Source organism: Ensifer sp. ENS10 (genome assembly GCF_014852025.1).
GTDB lineage: Bacteria > Pseudomonadota > Alphaproteobacteria > Rhizobiales > Rhizobiaceae > Ensifer.
Genome location: NZ_JACVAS010000001.1, coordinates 204,275 through 226,745, shown reverse-complemented (window position 1 = coordinate 226,745; position 22,471 = coordinate 204,275). Strand labels below are relative to the sequence as shown.

Sequence of the window (22,471 nt, the reverse complement as noted above, 5' to 3'; positions counted from 1 at the left end):
AAACCGCACACACTTTTCCTCATCCCGCTCTGAAACCCCGGAATTGTCGGGGTGCAATTGAATCGTTGCGCTGATGACGGCCTTTCATTAAAGGCTCGCCATGATCAAGCTTGTTTGAAGGCCCCCAATGACCCAGACAGCCCATCCCGATACCGTCCTCATCGTCGATTTCGGCAGCCAGGTGACGCAGCTCATCGCCCGGCGCGTGCGCGAAACCGGTGTCTATTGCGAAATCGTGCCGTTCCAGTCGGCGGAGGAAGGCTTCCGCCAGCTGAAGCCGAAGGCCGTCATTCTCTCCGGCAGCCCCGCCTCGACGCTCGACATCGGCTCGCCGCGCGCGGCCTCGGTTATCTTCGATTCCGGCCTGCCGGTCTTCGGCATCTGCTATGGCCAGCAGACCATGTGCGCCCAGCTTGGCGGCAAGGTCGAGAGCGGACATCACCGCGAATTCGGCCGCGCCTTCCTGGAAGTCGAAAAGGACTGCCCGCTGTTTGAAGGCCTCTGGTCCGTCGGCTCGCGCCACCAGGTCTGGATGTCGCATGGCGACCGCGTCACCGCGATCCCCGAGGGCTTCGAGGTCGTCGCGACCTCGGCCAACGCGCCCTTCGCCTTCATCGCCGACGAGAAGCGCAAATATTACGCCGTGCAGTTCCACCCCGAAGTGGTGCACACCCCCGACGGGGCCAAGCTGATTGCCAACTTCGTGCACAAGATCGCCGGCATCAAGGGCGACTGGTCGATGTCGGCCTACCGCGCCAAGGCGGTCGAGGCGATCCGCAACCAGGTCGGTGACAAGAAGGTGATCTGCGCGCTTTCGGGCGGCGTCGACAGCTCGGTCGCGGCACTCCTCATCCATGAGGCTGTCGGCGACCAACTCACCTGCATCCTCGTCGACCACGGCCTGATGCGCAAGGACGAGGCGAAGAACGTCGTTGCGATGTTCGAGGAGCATTACAACCTGCACCTCCTGCACGTCGACGCGTCCGACCGCTTCATCGGCGAACTCGAAGGCGTCAGCGACCCCGAGACCAAGCGCAAGATCATCGGCCGCCTGTTCATCGAAGTGTTCGAGGAAGAGGCGAAGAAGCTCGGCGGCGCGGACTTCCTTGCCCAGGGCACGCTCTATCCCGATGTGATCGAAAGCGTCTCGTTTACCGGCGGCCCGTCGGTGACGATCAAGTCGCACCACAATGTCGGCGGCCTGCCGGAGCGCATGAATATGCAGCTCGTCGAGCCGCTGCGCGAACTGTTCAAGGACGAAGTCCGCGTGCTCGGCCGCGAGCTCGGCCTGCCCGACAGCTTCATCGGCCGCCACCCCTTCCCGGGCCCGGGCCTTGCCATCCGCTGCCCGGGCGGCATCAGCCGCGAGAAGCTCGAGATCCTGCGCGAGGCTGATGCGATCTATCTCGACGAGATCCGCAAGGCCGGCCTCTACGACGCCATCTGGCAAGCGTTTGCCGTGCTTCTGCCGGTGCAGACCGTCGGTGTCATGGGCGACGGCCGCACCTATGAGTTCGTCTGTGCGCTGCGTGCCGTCACCTCGGTCGACGGCATGACGGCCGACTTCTACCACTACGACATGGAATTCCTCGGCCGCGCGGCAACGCGCATCATCAACGAGGTCCGCGGCATCAACCGTGTCGTCTACGACGTCACCTCGAAGCCGCCGGGCACGATCGAGTGGGAATAAGCAGTCATCTCGATGCCGTCAGACAAGCTCTATAGCGATCCAAGCCTTGTAGAGTTCTACGACATCGAGAACGGCTGGACCGCTGATTCCGAATATCTGAAGACCATGGCCGCTGGGCGCACCTCGATCCTCGATCTGGGGTGCGGCACCGGCCTGTTGGCTGCTGCTCTTGCTGTGAGTGGCAAACGGGTCGTCGGCGTCGATCCGGCGGCCGCGATGCTCGATGTCGCGAGGTCACGACCCGGCGGCGACCGGGTGCGTTGGGTCGAGGGCGACGGGCGGACCATCCGCCTCGACGAGACCTTCGATATGGTGCTGCTCAGCGGCCATGCCTTCCAGGTCTTCCTGACCAGGGAGGATCAGCTCGCCGCACTCAAGACCATCGCAGCGCATCTGGCTCCCGACGGGCGCTTCATTTTCGACAGCCGCAATCCGCTGGTCGAAGAATGGCGGGAGTGGACCGCGGCCGAATCCGAACGGGACATCGTTCATCCGGTCCTAGGCCAGGTTCTCGCCTGGAACGACGTGCAGCATGATCCGGCGACGGGTATCGTGGAATACGGAACTTTCTATCGGATCGCAGCCGACGGACGCACTTACGCGGCCCAGTCGAAAATCGCCTTCCCTTCCCATGAAGACCTCGTCGCGATGATGGACGAGGCCGGGCTCGTCGTCGAACAGTGGCTCGGCGGCTGGGACGGCAGTTCGTTCGAAACTTCCGCGCCCGAGATCATTCCGATCGGCCGGCTGAGATAGCCGCTTGCCCGGTGCCCGGAAAGCGATCGCGATGCGTCTGATCTATGCAAGCGCATCAAAAAAGAGATAGACGGCGGCGATCTTGCCATCCCGGGCGATGATGAAATCGGTCCCGGCATAGGCCGCTGTTTTGCCGGGACTGCCTGACACCCACCGGACCCGGCCGCCATTGCCTATTTCCTCAGCTGGGGCGATCGGCTGGTATTGAAAGTCGGGATGTGTGGCCTTGATCACGCCCGCGATCCGATCAATCTCGTCGCGGCCGCGGAAGATACCGCCATTGGGGTCATAGAACACGGCGTCTTCATGGAAGATCTCGTCGATCGCGGCACGCCGGCGCTCAGCGTCAATCTCACCGAACACGTCGTGGAGGTTGCGAAGCAACAAGGTCGAAACGGGGAAAGACATCACATTTCTCCGGTTGGGGTCGGGCCGATTGCCGGAAGCGTGAGGACAGGGCACAGGGTCAGGTCTGGATCGCTCAGCCCGGTGGCAACATCCGCCGATCCGGCATTGGCTGACTAATGGGCGGCAACCGCCGCGCCTGTGCCCGGCTCGCCGGCCTGGTGCCGATTGTCGATGCTGAAAGCACCGGCGCCGAATGCAGCGATCTGAAGAAGCCCACCCGCCATCATGACGTTCTTGAGGAAATGGATCATCTGGTTCTGATCGGCGAAATTGCTATGAAACGAGAAGGCCGTTGCGAGGGAGAACAGCGCGAGAGCAGCCGCCACGGATCGGGTGCGATAGCCGGCAATGAGAAGCAGACCTCCACCAAGCTCGACAAGCACTGCCACGGTGAAGGCCAGCGGTGGAAAAGGCAGCCCGACGGCATCGATCATGCCGGTCGTGGCGCTGTAGGCGCCGAGTTTGCTGAAACCACTCATGGCGAAGGGAAGGCCGATCAGCAGCCGGCCGACAAAGGGAAGATAACGGGTCGCAGACATTGAACGTCTCCTTGACGTGGACTTCGCAATTCGTTGCGGACCAGGCCATGATGTTGCAACTCCGCTCTTTTCGAAATAGAAATGATTGAAAGTCATCATTGCAGAATTGTCGATGTCCAAGCTGCCCGATTTCGAAGCGCTGGCGATGTTTGCCAAGGTGGCGGAGGAGCGTTCCTTCGCTGCGGCGGCACGGACGATGGGGGTTTCGGTCGCAACCGTATCGCGCGCCGTCACCCGTCTCGAAGAGCGACTTGGCGGTCGTCTGCTCAATAGAACATCGCGCCGACTTGCCCTGACCGACTACGGCCACATGCTGGCCGAACGGGCGTCCAGGATCTTCGCGGATGCCGAAGAGGCGGAGGACCTGGCGCGCGAGGCCGCCAGCCGTCCGCGAGGGCTGGTGAAGCTAGCGGCGCCGCTGTCCTTCGGCACGCGCTGGGTCGCTCCCCTTCTGCCGGAATTCTTTCGGCGCTACCCCGAGATTGCAGTCGACCTTCACTTGACCGATGCGCAGACGGACCTCATCGGCGATGGCTTCGACGCTGCGCTGCGCATCGCCGTGCTGGAGGATTCATCGCTCGTCGCGCGGCTGATCGCACCTGTCCAACGGTTCGTCGTCGCTTCGCCGGCTTACCTTGAAACAAATGGCCGCCCGCAGCACCCGCACGACCTTATCGCCCACCAGTGTCTGAGCTACGCCAACCGGGCGAAACGGGACGTCTGGCGCTTCACCCATCACGAGACCGGCGAGGAAGTGGCGGTTGCGCCCAGGGGGTTGCTGCGAGGGACGAGCGCGGAGGCCTTGCTGCCGACAGTACTCGAAGGGCTGGCGATGACCGAGCTCCCCGAGTTCATCGCCACCCAGTATTTTCCGGACGGACGGTTGGAACCTGTTCTCACCGACTGGCGTCTACCGGAAGGCGGACTGTACTTCGTGACGCCGACGGCCCGCGCGCGACCCGCCAAGGTCTCTGCCCTGGCTGATTTCCTGATCGCCGGGCTGACGGATGCGGGTTGGAGCGCGGAAGCGGTGATGGGCTGGAAACGACCGCACCAGCGAAGAAAGCAGACATAGCCCGGCGCCCAACCGCGTCGCAATGCTCGCCCGCCTCTACGCCTTGGCTGCGTCCCGCATTCCGTTGCGCAACTTCTGGACCCTTTCGTTCAGATCGATCATCTCCGGTACGGTGAAACCCGAATGCTCCAGCAGGGAGGCCGTCAAGCATCCGGTCTTCACGTGGAGATCCCGACCCTTGGCGGTGAGGTGAACCTCGACCAGGCGTTCGTCGACCATGCTGCGATGCCGGCCGACGAAACCGGCGGCCTCCAACCGCTTGACCGCCGGCGTAATGGTGCTGGATTCAAGGCTCAGCCGATCGGCGATCGCCGAGATCGTCAGGCCGTCCTTTTCCCAAAGCGTACTCAGGACGAGATACTGCGTGTAGGTCACACCCAGCGCATCGAGCATGGGCTTGTAGACGCGGTTGATGGCGATCGACGCCGAATAGATCGAAAAACAGAGCTGGCTGTCCAGTGGCAGGGTGGGTGCATCAGACATCGTAGTCTCCTTGGCGCAGTTCGAACCTTGTGCTGCGAAAATCAATATCGCGATAAAAAGTATCTTTACAACGAAATCGAGTCGGCGTATACGATGATTATCGCGATAACGATTTTCGCGGAAACCAACTCAACCAAGGAGACCCGAAAATGATCAAGACCCTCATCACTGCCGCCGCTTTCGCCCTCTCCGCAAGCGCGCTCACACCGGCTGAGGCCGCCCCCGCCACCAAGAATGTCGTGCTCGTTCACGGCGGCTTCGTCGATGGCTCCGGCTGGCAGGGCGTCTACAACATCCTCAAGAAGGACGGCTACAACGTCACCATCGTCCAGAACCCGACCCTGTCGCTTGCAGACGACGTTGCCGTCACCAAGCGCGCGATCGCCGCACAGGATGGCCCGGTCGTACTCGTCGGTCATTCCTATGGCGGCGTGGTCGTCTCGGAAGCCGGTACCGACGAAAAGGTGAAGTCCGTCGTCTATATCGCCGCCTTCGCGCCGGATAAGGGCGAGTCCGTTTCCACGCTGATCGCCAACCCGCCGGCCGGCGCCTCCGTTCCGCCGATCCTGCCGCCGGTCGATGGTTTCCTGGCGCTCGACAAGGCGAAGTTCGCCGCCGCCTTCGCGGCCGACGTCGATCCCGAGATTGCAGCCTTCATGGCCGACTCCCAGGTGCCGTGGGGCGTGGAAGCGGCAGCCGGTGCCGTCACCGCGCCGGCCTGGAAGGAAAAGCCGAGCTTCTATCTGGTCGCCACCGACGACCACATGATCCCGCCGGCCGCCCAGCGCCAGATGGCAAAACGCGCCGGCTCCACCGTCGTCGAAACATCCGGCAGCCACGCCGTCTACGTCTCGAAGCCCGATGCCGTCGCAGCGCTTATCGAACAGGCCGCTCAAGCCAGCGAATAAGCAACCTCAACCGACAACAATACAAAGGGGCGCACCTTGGGTGGCGCCCCTTTTTCTCGTCTCGAACCCAAACTCGGACGACAGCCTTATCGTTTCAGGAGCGCCGGGCGAAACAAATAGCGTTGACTAATCAATCAGCCTACACTAATGATTTAGCCATGATGATTGAAACCGCCCCCATCACCGCCGTCATGCGCGCCCTTGCCGACCCGACAAGGCGCGCCGTCTTCGAGCGCATCGCCAATGCCGAGGAAATCACCGTGGTCGAGCTCACCCGCGGCAGCGGCGTGACGCAGGGCGCGATTTCCCAGCACCTCAAATCGCTGAAGCAGGCGGGTCTCGTCGCCGAGCGTCCGGAGGGCCGCAACGTCTATTACCGCGCCGAGCCCGAAGGCCTGGCGCCGCTCGTCGACTGGATGAGCCACTACGGCACCTTCTGGCGCGAGCGCTTTGCCGACCTACGCACACTTCTCAAGGAGATTGATCCATGACCGACGCAGCAGTTCTGAAGTCCGAGACGCAAGACATCGTCGTCGACGAGGTGTTTCCGCATACGCCCGAGACGATCTGGAAGACGCTGACCAACGGCGACCTGATGGGCCGATGGATCATGCCGCCGACGGGCTTTCAACCCGTGGAGGGCACGCATTTCACCTTCCAGACGACGCCGGCCGGCGCCTGGGACGGGACGATCCGTTGCCAGGTGCTGGAGGTGCGTCCGCATGAGCGCTTCGTCTACTCCTGGCAGGGCGGGCACGAGGGCAATACCGGCTACGGCTCCCGCCTCGATACGGTCGTCACCTGGACGCTGGCAAAGGTCGACAACGGCACCCGTCTTCGCCTTGTGCATTCCGGCTTCGTCACGCCGAAGAACGACAGCGCCTACAAGAACATGAGCGAGGGCTGGACGAAGGTCCTGTCGCGCCTCGGCTCTGTCACCGACGAACAGCACTAAATGCTAAAGCCGGATCGTCACGGCAATCCGGCACCTCACCAACCCGAACGAGCAAAGAGAATGGTCGGCGTCGCCCTTACGGCCGCGCGCCAGGCTTTGCCGTGCCCGAAACAGGAGGAATGTATGAGCAAGTCCTATATCGGCGGATGCGCCTGCGGTGCGATCCGCTACGAAATCTCCGGAGAACCGGTTTTCTCCAACGACTGCCAGTGCCGCGACTGCCAGCAGGAGAGCGGAACCGGGCATGGTTCACATATGACGTTCCGCCGCGACGGGGTGAAGCTCGAAGGTGAAGCGACGCACTGGGACATGGTCGCCGATAGTGGCCATGTGAAGACGCGCGGCTTCTGTCCCACCTGCGGCTCACCCGTCTACATGACCTTCTCGGCCATGCCGGAGTTCTTCAGTGTTCGCGCGGCAAGCCTCGACGATCCCAGCCGCTACAAGCCTCAGGTCGTGACCTACGGCATACGCGGCCATGCCTGGGACCATCTCGATCCGGCCCTGACCAAATTCGAGACCATGCCGCCGGCTTAGGATCGGCAACGGAAGGTTTCGCAGGGCGGGCCTTGGAGTGCCCGCCCACACTCATCTGGTCGCTACCCCGGCGGGAACGCGAACAAGACCGCACAGCGTTCGGCAAAGGCGAACAATAACTCCGCTTTTCGGCTACTAGTTCGAACAACTATCCAATGTCATTTTCTGCTTATCGAAACGCCTTTTGGCACATACCGACAAACAGGAGAGACAGAATGCTCCGTTCCCTCATTGCCGGCGCAGCCATCGCCCTTGCCGCCCCGGCCCTGGCCGACGTTCAGCCCTATCCGGCGACCTTCACCACCCAGGACATCGCCACCAACGGCACCACCCTTCACGTCCGCATCGGCGGGTCCGGGCCAACTGTCGTGCTGCTGCACGGCTATGGCGAGACCGGCGACATGTGGGCGCCGCTTGCCGCCGAGCTTGCCCGCAACCACCGCGTCATCGTGCCCGACCTCAGGGGCATGGGGCTCTCTGAGAAACCGGCAACCGGCTACGACAAGAAGAACGAAGCAAAGGATATCGCCGGCGTGCTCGACGCCTTGAAGGCGGAAAAAGTCGACGTTGTCGCGCACGACATCGGCAACATGGTCGGCTACCAATTTGCCGCGCAGTACCCGTCCCGGACGACAAAACTTGTGCTCATGGATGCGCCGCTTCCCGGCATCGGCCCTTGGGAAGAGATCCTCAAGAACCCGCTGCTCTGGCACTTCCGTTTTGGCGGGCCTGACATGGAGCGCCTGGTTGCCGGCCGCGAGCGCATCTATCTCGATCGCTTCTGGAACGAATTCTCCGCCGACCCGAAGAAGTGGGACGAAGCATCGCGCGAACACTACGCCAAGCTCTATGCCCAGCCGGGGGCGATGCGCGCCGGTTTCGCCCAGTTCGCAGCCTTCGACCAGGACGCGACCGACAACCAGGCCCTCCTGAAGCAAGGCAAACTCGGCATGCCGGTTCTGGCCGTTGGCGGCGAAAAATCCTTCGGCCCCACGATGGCCGTCGTTGCCAGCGCGGCTGCCGAAAACGTCACGGGAGTGGTCATTCCGGCATCCGGCCACTGGCTGATAGAGGAGCAACCAGGGGCCACGGTGAAAGCGATCCGCAGCTTCCTCGATGCCGAGTAGCCGGAGCGCCTGAAGCCAGCCAGCATTGCCGATCGAGATCGCCGCGCGTCCTCTCCGACGCGCGGCATTGCTGCACTTTGCCGCTCGCCGGATCGCGCCGAAGCCTCAAGCCGGCGGAATGAAAGGCTGGCTGATCGTCTGGAACACCGGGAGCGCTTCCAGCTTCTGCGCATGTGCCTGCAGATGAGGGTAGTTCGAGATCGCCACAAGATCGGCATGCACGTCGTTAAGGAACCGCAGGACGACCGCAACGACGATATCGACATGACCGATGCGCTCCGAGAGCCAGTATTCGCTCTGGCCTTGCGCACGGCTCGCCTCGAGCACGCCGAGCGTTTCCTCGATCTGGCGGCGGCAGCGATCGACCCAGAGCGCCGAGACCTCACCGTGCAGGCGTTTCTCGTAAAACAGGCTGACCGCCTTGTCGCCAAGGCCGGTGGCGAGCGTGGCGATCCGGAGTGCCCGATGTCGTGCCGGCTCGGTTCGCGGGAACATGACCTGATCGTCGGAAACGAGGCTATCGAGATAGTCGAGGATGATGTGGCTGTCGGTGAGCGCCAGCCCATCGTCCAGCACCAGGGTCGGCACGCGCGTCAGCGGATTGTGGGCGCGAATCTCGTCGGCGTTGCCGAAGGACGACCAGGGGCGGTGTTCGAAGGGGATACCGTAGAGCGTGAGCGCGATGCCCACGCGACGAACGAACGGAGAGTCGTATTGGCCGATCAGGATCATTTTGCCGTCTCCTGCCTGTGCCGCTGCATGTTTCCTTTAATCGTCGCCGATTATAAGGACAAAAACATGCAGCACTTCAAAGTGCTACAGCGACCTTTGCGCGTCTCATAAGACGCGCGGCGCTGTAGCGGTTTCTGGGAACAATAGGCCTTCCCCGGCGGTCAAAGCCAGAGCGACTTCGGCGCAACCCGATTCCGCACCCCGGTTCTTAGCGACTTGCGGAGCGCCGTTGGAATGCCGATAAGCGCCACCAACAAAACGATACGGGAGGAGCCCATGGACATTTCCGAAATCATCATCGCCGGCGATACGTCCGGCATCGAATGGCGCCTGCCTGTCTACCGCTTCAAGGGCAGGAATGCCGCGGCACCGAAGACCTATATCCAGGCGGCGCTGCACGCCAACGAGCTGCCGGGCACGGCGCTGGCGCATTTCCTTCTGCAAAGATTGCAGCAGGCAGAAAAAGACGGCGCAATCCTCGGCGACATCACAGTCGTACCGCAGGCGAACCCGATCGGCACGGCGCAATCGCATTTCGGCGAGTTGCAGGGCCGCTTCGACCTCGGCTCACGCACCAACTTCAACCGCGATTTTCCGCTGATCTCGCTTGCCGACCGGGACTACCTCATCGAGGATCTCGATCGCTATTCGGCGACCGACCGGTTGAAGCGCCAGCTGCTGCATATGGCGCTCGGCGCCGACCTGATGCTCGACCTTCACTGCGACGACGAGGCGCTGCAATACGCCTATATCGACGACGCCTTCTGGCCGGAGGCGGGCGACCTCGCTTCTGCGCTCGACATGGAAGCGGTCTTCCTCTCGGACGGCGAAAGTTCCGCCTTCGAGGAGGCTGTCGCCTATGCCTGGAAGTATGAGACCGGGCAGAAGAAGGCGCGTCTTCCCGGACGCCTCTCGGTCACGGTCGAGCTTCGCGGCACGCGCGACGTCTATCCGGAGCTTGCCCGTAAGGACGCAGAGGGTGTCTTCCGCTTCCTCGTCGCCCGTGGCGTCGTTACCGGTGACGAAGAGGCGATCGCGCCGTTCTCTGGCATCGTCGCGCCCCTCGACAACATCGAGATGATCCGCGCGCCGGAGGCGGGCGCCATCCTGTTTCATCGCGACATCGGCGAAAGCGTAAAGGCCGGTGACCTGCTCGCGACCATTCTCACCCGTCCCGGCCGGCTCGACGGCTCGCTCGACGTGCGCGCGCCGCAGGATGGGCTGATCGTCACCCGCGTCTCGACCCGCCTTGCACGCCGACGTTCGGACCTGATGAAGATCGCCTGCGCTCAGCCCTCCAACGCCCTGCGCAAGCCGGGACCGCTCGAAGCCTAAGCGCAATCCCGAGAACGCGCGAAGCCATCCCCAATCGGCTCATTCAGCGGCCGTCACCCAAGGTGGCGGCCGTCATCTTCGGGCTATCGAGAAGGATGGTCGAGCGCAGCGTCTTGATCTCGGCAATCTGTTCGAACTCGCTCCATAGCAGGCGCTTGTAGTCGGCGACGTCGCGCACCGCGATCTTCAGGAGAAAATCGAAGTCGCCGGCGACCGTGTGGCATTCCACCACCTCCGGCATGCGCGAGACCAACTCGATGAAACGGTGACCGACCTTGCTTGCGGTGCGCTCCAGCGTCACTTCGACGAAAGCCTGGAAGCCGACACCGGCCGCCTTCGGATCGACCACGACCTGCTGGCGGATGACGCCCGTCGCATAGAGCCTGGCGAGGCGGCGCGACAGTGGCGCCGGCGAGAGACCGACCCGGGCCGCGAGCTCGTTGTTGCTCAACGACGCATCCTCGACGAGCAGACGGATGATGCGTCGGTCGACCTGATCCAGCTCCATCGCCACCTTTTCAACCATAACCAAGCTCCAACGCGCAAATCAGCAAATCAATTGCAGAGTTTTGCGCAAATAGCACGCTGTCGATATTGCTTCTGCGGCAAAAATCGCATCGATTTTGCGCTGATCCTGACTTAAGAAGGAAGTCGCAGGGCAAGCCGGAGGAACGGCGGCCGGCAGGCATTCTCGACCGATAACGCATCGCTGCCACTCAAGGGGGATTTTCCGGCATGTTCGACGCACTGACCCGCCAACCCGACGATCCGTTGCTCGCCCTGATCGGGCTCTACCGCAAGGACGAGCGCCCCGGAAAGGTCGATCTCGGCGTCGGCGTCTACCGCGACGAAACCGGCCACACGCCGATCTTCCGCGCCGTCAAGGCGGCCGAGAAGCGGTTGCTCGAAACCCAGGACAGCAAGGCCTATGTCGGCCCGGAAGGCGACCTCGTCTTTATCGATCATCTCTGGACGCTGGTCGGCGGCGATACCATCGATCGCAGCCACATTGCCGGCGTGCAGACGCCGGGGGGGTCCGGCGCTCTCAGGCTCGCGGCCGACCTCATCCATCAGATGGGCGGCAAGCGCATCTGGATCGGCCTGCCGAGCTGGCCGAACCATGCGAGCATCTTCAAGACGGCCGGCCTTGAACCCGCCGGCTACCCGTTCTTCGATGTACCAACACAGACGGTGCTCTTCGACAACATGATCACCGCGCTGCAGGGAGCCTCTGCCGGCGACGCCGTATTGCTGCATGCGAGCTGCCACAACCCGAGCGGCGGCGTGATTACCGAAGCACAGTGGATGGAGCTTGCCGCCGTCATCGCCGAGCGCAGCCTACTGCCGCTCGTCGATCTCGCCTATCAGGGTTTCGGCCGTGGCCTCGACGAGGATGTCGCCGGCCTTCGCCACCTGATCGGCGTCGTGCCCGAGGCGCTGGTTGCCGTCTCCTGCTCCAAGTCCTTCGGCCTCTATCGCGAGCGCGCCGGCGCGATCTTCGCGGTGACGACCTCGTCCTCCTCGGCCGATACGGTCCGCTCCAACCTCGCCGGCCTCGCGCGCACCAGCTATTCGATGCCGCCGGATCATGGCGCCGCCATCGTGCGTTTGATCCTTTCCGACGCCGACCTTAAGCGCGACTGGAAGGAAGAACTCGAAACCATGCGGTTGCGTATCACCAACATCCGACGGGCGCTGGCCGAGGGCCTGCGCGATCGCTGGCAGGCGCTCGGCGCGGTCGCCAGCCAGGAAGGCATGTTCTCGCTGCTGCCACTCACAGAGGCCGATGTCATGCGGCTCCGCAACGAGCACGGCATCTACATGCCCGGCTCCGGCCGCATCAACATCGCCGGCCTGAAGACGGCCGAAGTCGAGGGCGTCATCGCCAAGTTCAAAAGCCTCTGAGGATAAGATGGCCGAGCGCAGTATCGACGTGTCCGAAGCCCCGGTAGAACGCCATCGCCTCTATGAGGATGCGCTGGCGATTCTCATGGGCACGCTGATCATGTCGCTCGGCGTCATCATCTACAGCAAGGCGATGCTCTTGAGCGGCAGCACATCGGGCCTGGCGCTGCTCCTGCAATATGCGACCGGCGCCGAGTTCTGGCTGGTCTTCTCCCTCGTCAACCTGCCCTTCTACATTTTGGCGGTCAAACGGCTCGGCTGGATGTTTGCGCTGCGCACCTTCATCGCCGTCAGCCTCGTCTCGCTGTTTTCGCGGCTAACGGCCGGGTGGGTAGAGATCGCCCGGCTCGATCCCATCTATGCGGCGGTTGTCGGCGGCGGACTGATGGGCACGGGCCTGCTCATCCTCTTCCGCCATCGCACCGGGCTCGGCGGCATCAACATCGTAGCGATCTATCTTCAGGAAAAGTTCGGCGTCCGCGCCGGTTACTTCCAGCTCGCGGTCGATCTCGCCATCCTTGCCGCCGCCTACTTCGTGCTGCCACCCGCAAACCTCGTGCTTTCGGTCGTGGGTGCGGCCGTCGTCAACATGACGCTGGCGATCAACCACAGGCCGGGCCGCTACGCCGGCGTGACCTGAAGCAAGGTCGGCGTCTTCCCTCGGGCTCGCCGGGACGCTATCACTCCTGCCACGCTTTGAAATTGTGCGATTCCGGATGGTTTCCCGGAGTTGCTCACGACGATGTTGGGGCATGGAATGACGGTTACGATCTACGGCATCAAGAACTGCGACACGATGAAGAAAGCGCGCACCTGGCTCGAAGGCCGGGGCATTGACTATCGCTTTCACGACTACAAGGCCGAGGGGATCGACCGCCCGCACCTCGAACGCTGGTGCAAGGAAGCCGGGTGGGAAACGGTGCTGAACCGCGCCGGCACGACCTTCCGCAAGCTCGACGACGCCGACAAACAGGACCTTGACCAGGAAAAGGCAATTGCGCTGATGCTGGCGCAGCCCTCGATGATCAAGCGCCCGGTGCTCGAGGCCGACGGCAATCTCTTGATCGGCTTCAAGCCTGACCTCTACGAGGCCGCGCTGTAGCACCTGAGCCGGAGCCAAACGATGTCGAAGACCACGCGCGCCACGCAGATGCTTTCGAAGGCCGGCGTCGCCTTCAGCGTGCACAGCTATGACTACGATCCCAGTGCCGAGCGCGTCGGCCTGCAGGCGGCGGAAGCGCTCGGCGAAGATCCGAGCCGGGTGCTGAAGACCCTGATGGCAGAAGTGGACGGTAAGCCGGTCTGCTGCGTCGTGCCCTCCGACCGCGAAGTCAGCATGAAGAAGCTTGCTAGCGCCTTTGGCGGCAAGTCGGCCGCCATGATGAAGCCGGCCGATGCCGAACGGCTGACCGGCTACCATGTCGGCGGCATCAGCCCGTTCGGCCAGAAAAAGCTCGTGCCGACGGCGATCGAGGAGGCAGCGCTTGCCGAGGCTGAGGTCTATATCAATGGCGGCCAGCGCGGGCTGCAGGTCCGGCTCGCGCCGCGCGACGCACAGGCCGCACTGAAGGCGATCGCGGCAGCGCTGATCGCCTGAAACGCCCGCCATCAAAATATCGCAGATGCCTTATACGTGCCGCAGAAGCGGGATGAAACTGTGCAACTTTCGCATGCACGTCCGCTCACGAACGGCGTCGGGTCTGTCTCATGGCATCTGCAGGGTTTCTCACCGCGAAGCGTCTTTTGAAACGCCTCGTCGTCGTCACGGGTGCGCTTGGTGCAGCCTTGGCGCTCTATCTCGTCGGCCTGCAATGGACCGGCAACTTCCACACGCTCGTCGCTGGTGAGGTCTATCGTTCGGCGCAGCCAAGCCCTGAGGCGATCGCCGCCTATTCCAAGGGCTACGGTATCCGCACCATTCTCAACCTGCGTGGCGAGAAACCGAATGAGCGCTGGTACCGCGACGAGGTTGCTGCCGCCGAGCGCAACGGTATCCGGCTCATCAACTTTCCCATGTCCGCCTCGGCGGAGATCGACGCCAAGGAAACCGACGCGCTGATGGCGATCCTCCGGGACGCGCCGAAGCCGCTCTTGATCCACTGCAAGGCCGGCGCCGACCGCACCGGGCTCGTCTCGACGATCTACCTGCAACAGATCGCCGGCGTCGACGAGGAGACGGCCGAGTGGCAGCTTTCGCCGCTCTATGGCCATGTCGCGCTCCCCTATCTCTCGGGCACGTTTGCCATGGACGAAACCTGGGAAGCCCTCGAAAAATCTTTTGGTCTCAATAGTTGAGGACGGCGCTTGCTGCCCCTCATCCGGCCTGCCGGCCACCTTCTCCCCGCAGGCGGGGCGAAGGAGACTCGCGACAACCGCTCACCTCAACAGCAAGTATCTCCCTCGATTTCCTCCTCACAGTGTCTCCGTTCGACAGCGTTGCGAGCGGGGCACGTCCTCTCTCCCCGCCTGCGGGGAGAGGGCTAGGGTGAGGGGCAAACTTGCGCACAGGCGGCAGTCCGATTACCTGGCATTGCGAAGACGCGAAGCCGTTGCACGCTTGAAACGCCCTACCTGAGCTTCGCCAGCAGCGCCGCCAGTTGCCGCGCCTCTGCTTCGGTCAGTCTCGCGCCGACATGGGCCTCGATCGATGGGCCATATGTCTGCCACATGCGTTCGCGCATCACCCGGCCCGCCTGCGTGATCACTACCCATTGGCCGCGTCCGTCGGCGTCGAAGGCTTCGCGGCGGACCAGGCCTTCCTTCACCAGCCGATCGATCAGGCGCGAGAGATTGTATTGCGCAAGCAGCGTGCGCGCCTCGATCTCGAAGGGACGCAGACGACCACCTTCCGCTTGAACCAGCTCCCACAACACGTCGTACCAGCCGAGCGGCGGCAAGCCTGAAGCCTTGAAATCGGCCTCGATCCGCGCAAGCACGCGCTCACGCGCGCGCATCAACCCGATCCAGGCTTCCGTGGTTTCCGGTTCGGGACGCTTTCCGTCGTTTCTTGTCTCAGTGGTCATAGATGCAATTACATCCATCTTGAAAATCGAATCAAGCCCACATACATGCAAATGCATCTACTTGTTCAACCGGGAGACTGCCATGCTTACCCTCGTCAGCCACCACCTCTGCCCCTATGTGCAACGTGCGTCGATCGCGCTCGACGAAAAAGGCGTTCGGTTCGAGCGGACCTATATCGACCTCAAGGCCAAGCCCGACTGGTTCCTGAAGATCTCACCGCTCGGCAAGGTGCCGCTGCTGCAGGTGCCGCAGCAAGGCGGCGAAGCCGTGCTGTTCGAAAGCTCCGTTATCGCCGAGTACGTCGAGGAAAGCCAAGCCGGCCCGAAGCTTCACCCTGAAGATGCGCTGGAGCGCGCCCGGCATCGCGGCTGGATGGAGTTTGGTTCGAAGATCCTTTCGGATCTCTGGGGCTTCGAGACTGCCAAGGACCAGGAAACCTACGAGCAGAAGCGCAAGGCGCTCGCCAGCAAGTTTGCGACCATCGAGGCGGCATTGCGCGACGGCCCTTATTTCGCCGGCGCCGGCTTTTCACTGGTCGATGCGGTCTTCGCGCCGATCTTCCGCTATTTCGATCTTTTCGACACACTCGCCGATCACGGCATCTTCGACGGGCTCGATCGCGTCCGTGTCTGGCGCAAGGCGCTCTCCGAGCGACCGAGCGTCAAAGCGGCGGTGACGGCCGATTACGGCGAGCGGCTGATGGTGTTCCTCAGGGATCACGACGCCTATCTGCTCAACGCCCGGCAGGCGTAGGCCGATAAGTCTATCATGTCGTCCTTCAGTTTGGCTTGGGACTGCCCTATGACAGTGCCCAAGCCCTGCTGGAGGAGCGCAACGTGACGGACATGACTTCGACCTTGACGATCCTGGAGCCCTACCCCGGCGTCTTTGCCTATTACGACGGGCGTGTCGCTGGCGTACGGCTTCATTCGGAGGCGCCGAACTGGCTCGACGACGGCGCCTATGAACTGGGCGTCGCCTCCTATGCCATCGTCGATGGCCGCGAGGCGCTGGTCTATGACACGCATATCTCGCTCGACCATGCCCGGGCGATCCGCAATCACCTCGAAAGCCTCGGCGTCACCTCGATCCGCGTGGTGCTCAGCCATTGGCACAAGGACCATGTCGCCGGAAACGCTGTCTTTGCCGATTGCGAGATCATCGCGCTGAAGCTGACGGCGGAGAGACTTCACGAAAACCGCGAAAAGATCGAAACAGCGACGCCACCGATCCGGCCCCTCGTCATGCCGAACCGGCTGTTCGAACGGACGCTCGCGCTCACTGTCGGCGAACGTCGAGTCGAGCTGCACCACTTCGCCATCCACAGTGCCGACGGCAACGTCATCTGGCTCCCCGAGGAAAAATTGCTGCTTGCCGGCGATACGCTCGAGGATACAACGACCTATATCAGCGAGGCTGACCAGACGGCGACGCATGTCGCCGAACTCGTGCGCCTGCGGCAATGGCCGATCGAAAGGATCCTGCCTGCTCACGGCGACCGCCAGAGGATAGCTGATGGCGGCTACGGGCCGGAGCTCATCGATGCCAATCGCCTCTACATCGAACGGCTGACCGATGCGATCGCGACCGGCGCCCCTATCGGCACGCTCAAGGATTTCGCCGCCGAGGAGATCGCCTCAGGCGCGATCCTCTATTTCGAACCCTACGAGGCGGTGCACCGGAGCAATGTCGAACGGGTGCGGGCTGCCCGCGCGGCACGCTGATCACCGGACGAAGCTCTGGCGTTCAGCCTTCATTTTCGCCGCAAAGCGCTCTAAATCTTCTTCTTCCGATTCAATAGACAGGCAGATCATGACCTATCCCGCCAATACGCCCACTCCCATCGATCCGGTGAAACTCGACAAGCTTGCGGAAGTCGCGATCCAGGTCGGCCTGCAGCTCCAGCGCGGCCAGGACCTGGTGATGACCGCGCCGGTGGCGGCAATGCCACTCGTCCGCCTCATCACCAAGCACGCCTACAAGGCGGGTGCCGGACTGGTGACGACACTCTACTCCGATGAAGACACGACGCTTTCGCGCTATGCCTACGCTCCCGACGAAAGCTTCGACCGGGCGAGCGACTGGCTCTTCGACGGCATGGCCAAGGCCTTTGCCGGCGGTGCGGCGCGCCTCGCAATCTCCGGCGACAATCCGATGATGCTGTCGGCGCAGGACCCGGCCAAGGTCGCGCGCGCCAACAAGGCGAACTCGATCGCCTACAAGCCGGCGCTCGAAAAGATCTCGAACTTCGACATCAACTGGAACATCGTTTCCTACCCGAACCCGTCCTGGGCAAAGCTCGTCTTCCCGAACGATCCGGAAGACGTTGCCGTCGAGAAGCTTGCGAACGCCATTTTCGCCGCCTCGCGCGTCGATGTCGCCGATCCGGTTGCGGCCTGGAAAGAGCACAATGCCAATCTTGCCCGGCGCTCGGCCTGGCTGAATGGCGAGCGTTTCGCAGCACTGCACTTCACCGGCCCCGGCACCGACCTGACCGTGGGCTTGGCCGATGGTCATCTGTGGTGCGGCGGCGCGTCGGAAGCCAAGAACGGCGTTACCTGCAACCCGAACATCCCGACCGAAGAAGTGTTCACGACGCCGCATGCGCTGCGCGTCGAGGGCCATGTCTCCTCGACCAAGCCGCTGTCGCACCAGGGAACGCTGATCGACAATATCCAGGTGCGCTTCGAAGGCGGCCGCATCGTCGAGGCGAAGGCCTCGCGCGGCGAAGAGGTGCTGAACAAGGTGCTCGACACAGATGAGGGTGCACGCCGGCTTGGCGAAGTGGCGCTGGTGCCGCATTCCTCGCCGATCTCGGCAAGCGGTATCCTCTTCTACAACACGCTGTTCGATGAAAACGCCTCCTGCCACATCGCGCTCGGCCAGTGCTATTCCGGCTGCTTCGTCGACGATGCCAAGCTGACGCCGGAACAGATCCGCGCCCAGGGCGGCAATTCAAGCTTGATCCATATCGACTGGATGATCGGCTCGGGTGAGGTGGACATCGACGGCGTGCGCGCCGACGGCAGCCGCGTTCCGGTCATGCGGAAGGGCGAGTGGGCCTGATCACGGCTTCTCCCCCGACTCGGGCATTCTGAAAGTTTCGGTGGCCGTCGCTAAAAATGCGGCGGCCTTTCCTTTGGAGAGTTGACCCCGTCAGCCGTTGGCAACGCGTTTCAGACGCGGCATCTCCGCCGACTGGTAGAGCGACAGCACGTGGCCATCTGGATCGGCGAATTCCGCCGACCAGCCGCCTGGCGCGTGGCTCACCGGCGTGACGATCGTGGTGCCCTTTTCGGCAAGTCCACCGACCACATCGTCGATGCCACCCTCGGCGAGATCGAAGACGACGATCGGTGAATTGCCGGGCTTGCTTTCGGCGACAAAGAAGATCAGCTCGACATTGCTTTCGATGGTGGCCATCAGCCAGACGCCGGCTTCATCGTCATCCATCCGCTGCACCTCAAGACCAAGCACATCGCGATAGAAGGCTTCCGTCCGGATGATATCAGAGACGTAGTAGCAGATGGCTCCGATACGTGGTTTCGACAGCATTGGTTGCTCCCTTTCTGTTGGTTACACCGGCTTGTTGCCGCCGGCCGCCGTTTCGTGAGACGCACGCAAAGAAAAATTGACCGCGAAGAGGTGACCATCGGGATCGTGGCTAGCAAAGGCGGCACGGCCGCTGCGCGTCACCGGCAGGAGCGCCTGGCGGATGCGGCCGCTATCCAGCGGATAACGCAGCCCGGTCAGTTCCAGATTGGTCTCGAGGTGGCCGGCATCGCGCCAGGCTCGGCGCAGCAGCAGGATGCGCTGACGCAGCGCCTCGTCGGAAATCTTGAGGAGATGGCGGATCTCCAGTCGGTTATGACCCGCAATGGCGAGCAGCATCACGATCCTGAGACTGGGCGCGAGCGTGGCCGCAAAGCTTAGAGGATCGCTCGACGCCGCCGCGCCCTGCGTTTCCGGCTCAGGCGCCTGTCGCTCGCGCCGAAGACGACGAGCGGCCGTGCGCGCCTGCATCGCGGCGAGCTTGCGAATGACACCGCGGAACCAGGCGCGATCACCAACGTGGGGAAGCGCTTTGCCTTGAGCGCCACGATCAACGCTTCATGCAGCAAATCCTCCGCTTCGGCCGCACGGCGGGTCTGGCGCTTGGCGAAGCGGAGGAGATCGAAATAGTGCGCCGGCGTCAGGTGCTCGGTCATCAGGGCTCAGGGATTGAGGTTCCCGGCAATGTGAAGCGCTTGCCCTATGGTTGCAAGACCACGCTCAGGCGCGGGCCGGTCGTACCTTCGGCATCAATTGTGCGCGCTGGCTGAGCCAGACACTGGCGAAGACGACGAGGATACCGAGGGCCTGGACCGACGTCAGATGCTCGCCAAGCACGCCCCAGCCGAGCAGGATGGCAACGACCGGGCTCAGGAAGCCGAGCGGCGATACGGCTGACGGTTCGAGGCGCGACAGGCCGCGGAACCAGAGCAGATAGGTGAAGGCGGCGCCGATCAGGCCGAGATAGGCAAGCCCGAGGACGTTGGCCGTGGTCAGCGGCGGTAGCGACGGCTCGAAGAACAGCGCCACCGGCACGAGCAGCAGACCACCCGCCGCCAATTGCCAGGCGGTGAAGGTGAGCGGCGGCACCGGTGGCGCCCAATGACGGCTCAGCACCGTGCCAAAGGCCATGGAGACGGCACCGGCGAGGCCAGCAAGAACGCCGAGCGGATCGAGCACGGCGCCGGGCGTCAGCACCAGGAGGGCGACGCCGGCAATGCCGGCCAGACCGGCAACAACACTGAGTACGCGGATCGGCGAGCCGAGAAAGACGCGCGACAGTAGGATGACGATCAGCGGCTGGACGGCGCCTACCGTTGCGGCGACGCCGCCCGGTAGCCTGTAAGCAGAGACGAACAGCATCGCCCAGAAGAAGGAGAAGTTGAGAGCGCCCAGGATAAAGGTACGCGGCCACCAGATGCCTTCAGGGAGGCGCCGGACGATGAGCAACAGGAGAAGCCCGGCTGGCAGCGCGCGCAGCATGGCGACCGTAAACGGATAGCCCGATGGCAGAAACTCGGTCGTTACGAGGTAAGTGCTGCCCCAGATGGCCGGCGCGAGTGCGGTCAAGGCGAGATCGACGTTACGGTTCCTGCTCATATCTTTATCTCAAGAATCTCTATATCAAGATAAATCGAGGCTACCATAGTTTATCTCTACGTCAAGATACCCTATAGCTGGCGAAACGATGGAGGCTTCGGATGGATCGCGTTGACAGGATATTGGCCCAGTGGCACCGGGAACGGCCGGATCTCGACGTGTCGGCCATGGGCCTGCTTGGCCGTCTGTCACGGGTTTCGACCCATATCGCCCGGGAAATCGAGAAGTCGTTTTCCGAACGCGGCCTCTCGGCCTCGAGCTTCGACGTGCTGGCAACACTGCGCCGCTCCGGCGCACCCTATCGGCTCTCGCCCGGCGAACTTCTGGATACGACCATGGTCAGCTCCGGAACCATGACCAACCGCATCGACCAGCTGGAGAAGGCGGGACTGGTCGAGCGGATCGCCAATCCAGAGGACCGGCGCAGCGTCATCATCGCCCTGACGGACGAAGGGCTGCGCCGCGTCGACGAAGCGGCAACCGCCCATGTGGCGAACCAGCATCGCGTCGTTTCAGAGCTCTCGCCGGAGGAACGCGCGACGCTTGATGGGCTGCTGCGCAAGTATCTCGCGGCTTTCGAGTAGCTGCGGCTAGATACGGGCGACGAGCCGACGGACACGCGCCAGGTGCGCCTTGCGTTTGGCGTCAGTCGCCCTGTCCATGTCGTGCAGGCTGAGCATGCGGAAATTCAGCCTCTTGGCGCAAAAGGCGGCGATGCCGCGTTTCAGCAGCCGCTTCACCGGATTGCCCATATAGAGGTGCACCACCCACCAGGGCGAACCTGTCGTGGTCAGCGCCCAGAAGACCTTGATGTTGTGGAGGCGCGGGATGATGCGGCCTCCGGCCGGGTCGTTGTCGAAGGCGACGCCCGGTGCGAAGACCCGGTCGAAGAACCCCTTGAGGATCGCCGGGAAATTGAACCACCATTGCGGAAAGACAAGGACCATGCCATCGGCTGCCTGCAGCCGCTTTATCCAGTCGGCGGCTGCCGATCGATCATAGGCGTCGGTGAAATAGCTGCCGCGCTCCGCCATGCTCAGGCGCGGATCGAAATCCTCGCGATAGAGATCGAGCAGGTCGACGGAATGGCCGCTCGCCTCCAAAGCAGCACGCGCTTCACGCGCCACGTTCGCGGCAAAACTGTCTTCGAGCGGGTGAGCAAGCACGAGCAGAATATGCATCTGTTGTTCCTCATTCGTAGGCTGGGGCCGAAAACGAAGGCAAGCTTTTGCCCGGCTAACGAGGCGGAACGGCCTTTTTCGATCGAGCCTTGAGAGCGAGTTCATCGAAGACGGATGGCGACCGGCGCAACGTCCAGGCGGAGATGAGCTTAGCCGCGTTGTCTTCGGCCGCGTCTCGCGAATGAAGCTGAAGGTCGTAGCGCTGCCCCTCATGAATGCGGTGAAAGTCGTCTGCGGCGCTGCCAATTGGTCGATCGGCCCGAAGCGTTTCTCGTCGCACGAGTTCCGCAAGCTCACAGTGAAGCGCGACAAAGAAGACATCGAAGGGCTCGAACATCACCGCCAGCTCAGCCGCCCAGCCGGGCTCCTCGAGAATATGCTCCAGCAGGAGATTGTTGCCGGCCGAAGCATAGGCAACCAGCGAGCGATGGAACCCTTCGAAGAAACGGGCACGATGGTCCCTCCAGCGAAAATCTCCGCGCCGAAATCTTTCCATCGGCAGCATGCCCGAGTCGCGCAGATGGTCGATCGAGACGTGCCAGAACGGTTCGCCGATCTGCGCCTGGACCGCGCGCGCCAGCGTGGATTTGCCGCTGCTGGAGGCACCATGGATGAAGATGATCTTGGCTCGTTCGACCATATCCGACTCAATCTCCGAGGGAGCG

The 22,471-nt window shown here is 62.9% G+C and carries 30 protein-coding genes; 18 read left to right on the top strand and 12 right to left on the bottom strand.

Annotation, left to right across the window (positions count from 1 at the left end):
• Window positions 1-127 precede the first annotated feature (127 nt).
• Together guaA and IB265_RS01180 are read left to right on the top strand one after the other, a co-directional pair.
• Complete coding sequence (guaA, locus tag IB265_RS01185) at window positions 128-1,690, top strand: glutamine-hydrolyzing GMP synthase (protein WP_058324584.1); 1,563 nt, start codon at window positions 128-130, stop codon at window positions 1,688-1,690.
• A gap of 12 nt (window positions 1,691-1,702) precedes the next feature.
• Window positions 1,703-2,446, top strand: a complete 744-nt coding sequence (locus IB265_RS01180) for a trans-aconitate 2-methyltransferase (RefSeq protein ID WP_057247908.1) — start codon at window positions 1,703-1,705, stop codon at window positions 2,444-2,446.
• Window positions 2,447-2,488: 42 nt separating this feature from the next.
• Here IB265_RS01180 and IB265_RS01175 read toward each other — a convergent pair whose 3' ends face one another.
• Together IB265_RS01175 and IB265_RS01170 are read right to left on the bottom strand one after the other, a co-directional pair.
• Window positions 2,489-2,833, bottom strand: a complete 345-nt coding sequence (locus tag IB265_RS01175; RefSeq protein WP_309140256.1) for a nuclear transport factor 2 family protein — start codon at window positions 2,831-2,833, stop codon at window positions 2,489-2,491.
• A gap of 134 nt (window positions 2,834-2,967) precedes the next feature.
• A complete protein-coding gene (locus IB265_RS01170; protein ID WP_057247906.1) occupies window positions 2,968-3,393 on the bottom strand; it encodes a DoxX family protein in 426 nt (141 codons plus the stop codon).
• 112 nt (window positions 3,394-3,505) lie between these two features.
• Between IB265_RS01170 and IB265_RS01165 the strand changes: the two genes are divergently transcribed.
• Window positions 3,506-4,468, top strand: coding sequence for a LysR family transcriptional regulator (locus tag IB265_RS01165; RefSeq protein WP_057247905.1), 963 nt, complete (start codon window positions 3,506-3,508; stop codon window positions 4,466-4,468).
• Window positions 4,469-4,504: 36 nt separating this feature from the next.
• On the opposite strand, the gene IB265_RS01160 is transcribed toward IB265_RS01165, so the two are convergent.
• Window positions 4,505-4,951: a MarR family winged helix-turn-helix transcriptional regulator gene (locus tag IB265_RS01160; protein WP_057247904.1), complete on the bottom strand. Its 447-nt coding sequence runs from the start codon at window positions 4,949-4,951 to the stop codon at window positions 4,505-4,507.
• Window positions 4,952-5,100: 149 nt separating this feature from the next.
• Here IB265_RS01160 and IB265_RS01155 point away from each other — a divergent pair, with 149 nt between their 5' ends.
• The 5 genes from IB265_RS01155 (at window position 5,101) to IB265_RS01135 (ending at window position 8,478) form a co-directional block, all read left to right on the top strand.
• A complete protein-coding gene (locus IB265_RS01155; RefSeq protein WP_057247903.1) occupies window positions 5,101-5,859 on the top strand; it encodes an alpha/beta fold hydrolase in 759 nt (252 codons plus the stop codon).
• 161 nt (window positions 5,860-6,020) lie between these two features.
• Window positions 6,021-6,350 carry a helix-turn-helix transcriptional regulator gene (locus IB265_RS01150; protein ID WP_057248239.1) on the top strand — a complete coding sequence of 110 codons (330 nt, stop codon included), beginning with the start codon at window positions 6,021-6,023 and terminating at the stop codon, window positions 6,348-6,350.
• Window positions 6,347-6,814, top strand: a complete 468-nt coding sequence (locus tag IB265_RS01145; RefSeq protein ID WP_058324578.1) for an SRPBCC domain-containing protein — start codon at window positions 6,347-6,349, stop codon at window positions 6,812-6,814. Before IB265_RS01150 ends, IB265_RS01145 begins: the two co-directional genes overlap by 4 nt.
• A gap of 123 nt (window positions 6,815-6,937) precedes the next feature.
• Entirely contained in the window at window positions 6,938-7,351 is a 414-nt protein-coding gene (locus IB265_RS01140) for a GFA family protein (RefSeq protein ID WP_057247901.1), read from the top strand.
• A gap of 215 nt (window positions 7,352-7,566) precedes the next feature.
• Complete coding sequence (locus IB265_RS01135) at window positions 7,567-8,478, top strand: alpha/beta fold hydrolase (protein ID WP_113479339.1); 912 nt, start codon at window positions 7,567-7,569, stop codon at window positions 8,476-8,478.
• A 105-nt stretch (window positions 8,479-8,583) separates the two neighbouring features.
• On the opposite strand, the gene IB265_RS01130 is transcribed toward IB265_RS01135, so the two are convergent.
• On the bottom strand, window positions 8,584-9,210 hold the full coding sequence (locus tag IB265_RS01130; protein ID WP_113479338.1) for a glutathione S-transferase family protein: 627 nt from the start codon (window positions 9,208-9,210) through the stop codon (window positions 8,584-8,586).
• Between the two features lie 276 nt (window positions 9,211-9,486).
• Here IB265_RS01130 and IB265_RS01125 point away from each other — a divergent pair, with 276 nt between their 5' ends.
• A complete protein-coding gene (locus IB265_RS01125) occupies window positions 9,487-10,545 on the top strand; it encodes a succinylglutamate desuccinylase/aspartoacylase family protein (RefSeq protein WP_057247898.1) in 1,059 nt (352 codons plus the stop codon).
• A 43-nt stretch (window positions 10,546-10,588) separates the two neighbouring features.
• On the opposite strand, the gene IB265_RS01120 is transcribed toward IB265_RS01125, so the two are convergent.
• Window positions 10,589-11,071, bottom strand: coding sequence for an Lrp/AsnC family transcriptional regulator (locus IB265_RS01120; protein WP_057247897.1), 483 nt, complete (start codon window positions 11,069-11,071; stop codon window positions 10,589-10,591).
• 209 nt (window positions 11,072-11,280) lie between these two features.
• On the opposite strand from IB265_RS01120, the gene tatA reads away from it, so the two are divergent.
• From tatA to IB265_RS01095, 5 genes are all read left to right on the top strand, one after another.
• Window positions 11,281-12,450 (top strand): tyrosine aminotransferase, encoded by a 1,170-nt coding sequence (tatA, locus tag IB265_RS01115; protein WP_057247896.1) that lies wholly within the window; start codon window positions 11,281-11,283, stop codon window positions 12,448-12,450.
• Window positions 12,451-12,457: 7 nt separating this feature from the next.
• A complete protein-coding gene (locus IB265_RS01110) occupies window positions 12,458-13,090 on the top strand; it encodes a YitT family protein (RefSeq protein ID WP_057247895.1) in 633 nt (210 codons plus the stop codon).
• 117 nt (window positions 13,091-13,207) lie between these two features.
• Window positions 13,208-13,552, top strand: a complete 345-nt coding sequence (locus IB265_RS01105; protein WP_057247894.1) for an ArsC family reductase — start codon at window positions 13,208-13,210, stop codon at window positions 13,550-13,552.
• Between the two features lie 21 nt (window positions 13,553-13,573).
• A complete protein-coding gene (ybaK, locus tag IB265_RS01100) occupies window positions 13,574-14,047 on the top strand; it encodes a Cys-tRNA(Pro) deacylase (protein WP_057247893.1) in 474 nt (157 codons plus the stop codon).
• Between the two features lie 110 nt (window positions 14,048-14,157).
• Window positions 14,158-14,745, top strand: a complete 588-nt coding sequence (locus IB265_RS01095) for a dual specificity protein phosphatase family protein (RefSeq protein WP_082615695.1) — start codon at window positions 14,158-14,160, stop codon at window positions 14,743-14,745.
• A 272-nt stretch (window positions 14,746-15,017) separates the two neighbouring features.
• Here the strand turns inward: IB265_RS01095 and IB265_RS01090 are convergent, their stop codons facing one another.
• On the bottom strand, window positions 15,018-15,473 hold the full coding sequence (locus IB265_RS01090) for a MarR family winged helix-turn-helix transcriptional regulator (protein WP_057247892.1): 456 nt from the start codon (window positions 15,471-15,473) through the stop codon (window positions 15,018-15,020).
• An 82-nt stretch (window positions 15,474-15,555) separates the two neighbouring features.
• Between IB265_RS01090 and IB265_RS01085 the strand changes: the two genes are divergently transcribed.
• From IB265_RS01085 to IB265_RS01075, 3 genes are all read left to right on the top strand, one after another.
• Window positions 15,556-16,227, top strand: coding sequence for a glutathione S-transferase family protein (locus IB265_RS01085; RefSeq protein WP_057247891.1), 672 nt, complete (start codon window positions 15,556-15,558; stop codon window positions 16,225-16,227).
• Window positions 16,228-16,319: 92 nt separating this feature from the next.
• Window positions 16,320-17,198, top strand: a complete 879-nt coding sequence (locus IB265_RS01080; protein WP_057247890.1) for an MBL fold metallo-hydrolase — start codon at window positions 16,320-16,322, stop codon at window positions 17,196-17,198.
• 88 nt (window positions 17,199-17,286) lie between these two features.
• Window positions 17,287-18,540 carry an aminopeptidase gene (locus tag IB265_RS01075; RefSeq protein WP_057247889.1) on the top strand — a complete coding sequence of 418 codons (1,254 nt, stop codon included), beginning with the start codon at window positions 17,287-17,289 and terminating at the stop codon, window positions 18,538-18,540.
• A 90-nt stretch (window positions 18,541-18,630) separates the two neighbouring features.
• Here IB265_RS01075 and IB265_RS01070 read toward each other — a convergent pair whose 3' ends face one another.
• From IB265_RS01070 to IB265_RS01060, 4 genes are all read right to left on the bottom strand, one after another.
• Entirely contained in the window at window positions 18,631-19,029 is a 399-nt protein-coding gene (locus tag IB265_RS01070) for a VOC family protein (RefSeq protein WP_057247888.1), read from the bottom strand.
• 21 nt (window positions 19,030-19,050) lie between these two features.
• Window positions 19,051-19,368: a hypothetical protein gene (locus IB265_RS36575; protein ID WP_246805864.1), complete on the bottom strand. Its 318-nt coding sequence runs from the start codon at window positions 19,366-19,368 to the stop codon at window positions 19,051-19,053.
• Window positions 19,369-19,403: 35 nt separating this feature from the next.
• Complete coding sequence (locus IB265_RS36570; RefSeq protein ID WP_244495499.1) at window positions 19,404-19,682, bottom strand: sigma factor; 279 nt, start codon at window positions 19,680-19,682, stop codon at window positions 19,404-19,406.
• Window positions 19,683-19,746: 64 nt separating this feature from the next.
• Window positions 19,747-20,625 carry an EamA family transporter gene (locus IB265_RS01060; protein ID WP_057247887.1) on the bottom strand — a complete coding sequence of 293 codons (879 nt, stop codon included), beginning with the start codon at window positions 20,623-20,625 and terminating at the stop codon, window positions 19,747-19,749.
• 101 nt (window positions 20,626-20,726) lie between these two features.
• Between IB265_RS01060 and IB265_RS01055 the strand changes: the two genes are divergently transcribed.
• On the top strand, window positions 20,727-21,209 hold the full coding sequence (locus IB265_RS01055; protein WP_057247886.1) for a MarR family winged helix-turn-helix transcriptional regulator: 483 nt from the start codon (window positions 20,727-20,729) through the stop codon (window positions 21,207-21,209).
• Window positions 21,210-21,215: 6 nt separating this feature from the next.
• Here the strand turns inward: IB265_RS01055 and IB265_RS01050 are convergent, their stop codons facing one another.
• Window positions 21,216-21,806 (bottom strand): NAD(P)H-dependent oxidoreductase, encoded by a 591-nt coding sequence (locus IB265_RS01050; RefSeq protein WP_057247885.1) that lies wholly within the window; start codon window positions 21,804-21,806, stop codon window positions 21,216-21,218.
• A 55-nt stretch (window positions 21,807-21,861) separates the two neighbouring features.
• Entirely contained in the window at window positions 21,862-22,446 is a 585-nt protein-coding gene (locus IB265_RS01045; protein WP_057247884.1) for a chloramphenicol phosphotransferase CPT family protein, read from the bottom strand.
• Window positions 22,447-22,471 lie beyond the last annotated feature (25 nt).

Excerpts from the sequence above, each read along its gene's own strand:
- guaA (WP_058324584.1), top strand. The coding sequence starts at position 128 with ATGACCCAGACAGCCCATCCCGATACCGTCCTCATCGTCGATTTCGGC.
- IB265_RS01180 (WP_057247908.1), top strand. The coding sequence starts at position 1,703 with ATGCCGTCAGACAAGCTCTATAGCGATCCAAGCCTTGTAGAGTTCTAC.
- IB265_RS01170 (WP_057247906.1), bottom strand. The coding sequence starts at position 3,393 with ATGTCTGCGACCCGTTATCTTCCCTTTGTCGGCCGGCTGCTGATCGGC.
- IB265_RS01165 (WP_057247905.1), top strand. The coding sequence starts at position 3,506 with ATGTCCAAGCTGCCCGATTTCGAAGCGCTGGCGATGTTTGCCAAGGTG.
- IB265_RS01160 (WP_057247904.1), bottom strand. The coding sequence starts at position 4,951 with ATGTCTGATGCACCCACCCTGCCACTGGACAGCCAGCTCTGTTTTTCG.
- IB265_RS01155 (WP_057247903.1), top strand. The coding sequence starts at position 5,101 with ATGATCAAGACCCTCATCACTGCCGCCGCTTTCGCCCTCTCCGCAAGC.
- IB265_RS01150 (WP_057248239.1), top strand. The coding sequence starts at position 6,021 with ATGATTGAAACCGCCCCCATCACCGCCGTCATGCGCGCCCTTGCCGAC.
- IB265_RS01145 (WP_058324578.1), top strand. The coding sequence starts at position 6,347 with ATGACCGACGCAGCAGTTCTGAAGTCCGAGACGCAAGACATCGTCGTC.
- IB265_RS01140 (WP_057247901.1), top strand. The coding sequence starts at position 6,938 with ATGAGCAAGTCCTATATCGGCGGATGCGCCTGCGGTGCGATCCGCTAC.
- IB265_RS01135 (WP_113479339.1), top strand. The coding sequence starts at position 7,567 with ATGCTCCGTTCCCTCATTGCCGGCGCAGCCATCGCCCTTGCCGCCCCG.
- IB265_RS01130 (WP_113479338.1), bottom strand. The coding sequence starts at position 9,210 with ATGATCCTGATCGGCCAATACGACTCTCCGTTCGTTCGTCGCGTGGGC.
- IB265_RS01125 (WP_057247898.1), top strand. The coding sequence starts at position 9,487 with ATGGACATTTCCGAAATCATCATCGCCGGCGATACGTCCGGCATCGAA.
- IB265_RS01120 (WP_057247897.1), bottom strand. The coding sequence starts at position 11,071 with ATGGTTGAAAAGGTGGCGATGGAGCTGGATCAGGTCGACCGACGCATC.
- tatA (WP_057247896.1), top strand. The coding sequence starts at position 11,281 with ATGTTCGACGCACTGACCCGCCAACCCGACGATCCGTTGCTCGCCCTG.
- IB265_RS01110 (WP_057247895.1), top strand. The coding sequence starts at position 12,458 with ATGGCCGAGCGCAGTATCGACGTGTCCGAAGCCCCGGTAGAACGCCAT.
- IB265_RS01105 (WP_057247894.1), top strand. The coding sequence starts at position 13,208 with ATGACGGTTACGATCTACGGCATCAAGAACTGCGACACGATGAAGAAA.
- ybaK (WP_057247893.1), top strand. The coding sequence starts at position 13,574 with ATGTCGAAGACCACGCGCGCCACGCAGATGCTTTCGAAGGCCGGCGTC.
- IB265_RS01095 (WP_082615695.1), top strand. The coding sequence starts at position 14,158 with ATGGCATCTGCAGGGTTTCTCACCGCGAAGCGTCTTTTGAAACGCCTC.
- IB265_RS01090 (WP_057247892.1), bottom strand. The coding sequence starts at position 15,473 with ATGACCACTGAGACAAGAAACGACGGAAAGCGTCCCGAACCGGAAACC.
- IB265_RS01085 (WP_057247891.1), top strand. The coding sequence starts at position 15,556 with ATGCTTACCCTCGTCAGCCACCACCTCTGCCCCTATGTGCAACGTGCG.
- IB265_RS01080 (WP_057247890.1), top strand. The coding sequence starts at position 16,320 with ATGACTTCGACCTTGACGATCCTGGAGCCCTACCCCGGCGTCTTTGCC.
- IB265_RS01075 (WP_057247889.1), top strand. The coding sequence starts at position 17,287 with ATGACCTATCCCGCCAATACGCCCACTCCCATCGATCCGGTGAAACTC.
- IB265_RS01070 (WP_057247888.1), bottom strand. The coding sequence starts at position 19,029 with ATGCTGTCGAAACCACGTATCGGAGCCATCTGCTACTACGTCTCTGAT.
- IB265_RS36570 (WP_244495499.1), bottom strand. The coding sequence starts at position 19,682 with ATGACCGAGCACCTGACGCCGGCGCACTATTTCGATCTCCTCCGCTTC.
- IB265_RS01060 (WP_057247887.1), bottom strand. The coding sequence starts at position 20,625 with ATGAGCAGGAACCGTAACGTCGATCTCGCCTTGACCGCACTCGCGCCG.
- IB265_RS01055 (WP_057247886.1), top strand. The coding sequence starts at position 20,727 with ATGGATCGCGTTGACAGGATATTGGCCCAGTGGCACCGGGAACGGCCG.
- IB265_RS01050 (WP_057247885.1), bottom strand. The coding sequence starts at position 21,806 with ATGCATATTCTGCTCGTGCTTGCTCACCCGCTCGAAGACAGTTTTGCC.
- IB265_RS01045 (WP_057247884.1), bottom strand. The coding sequence starts at position 22,446 with ATGGTCGAACGAGCCAAGATCATCTTCATCCATGGTGCCTCCAGCAGC.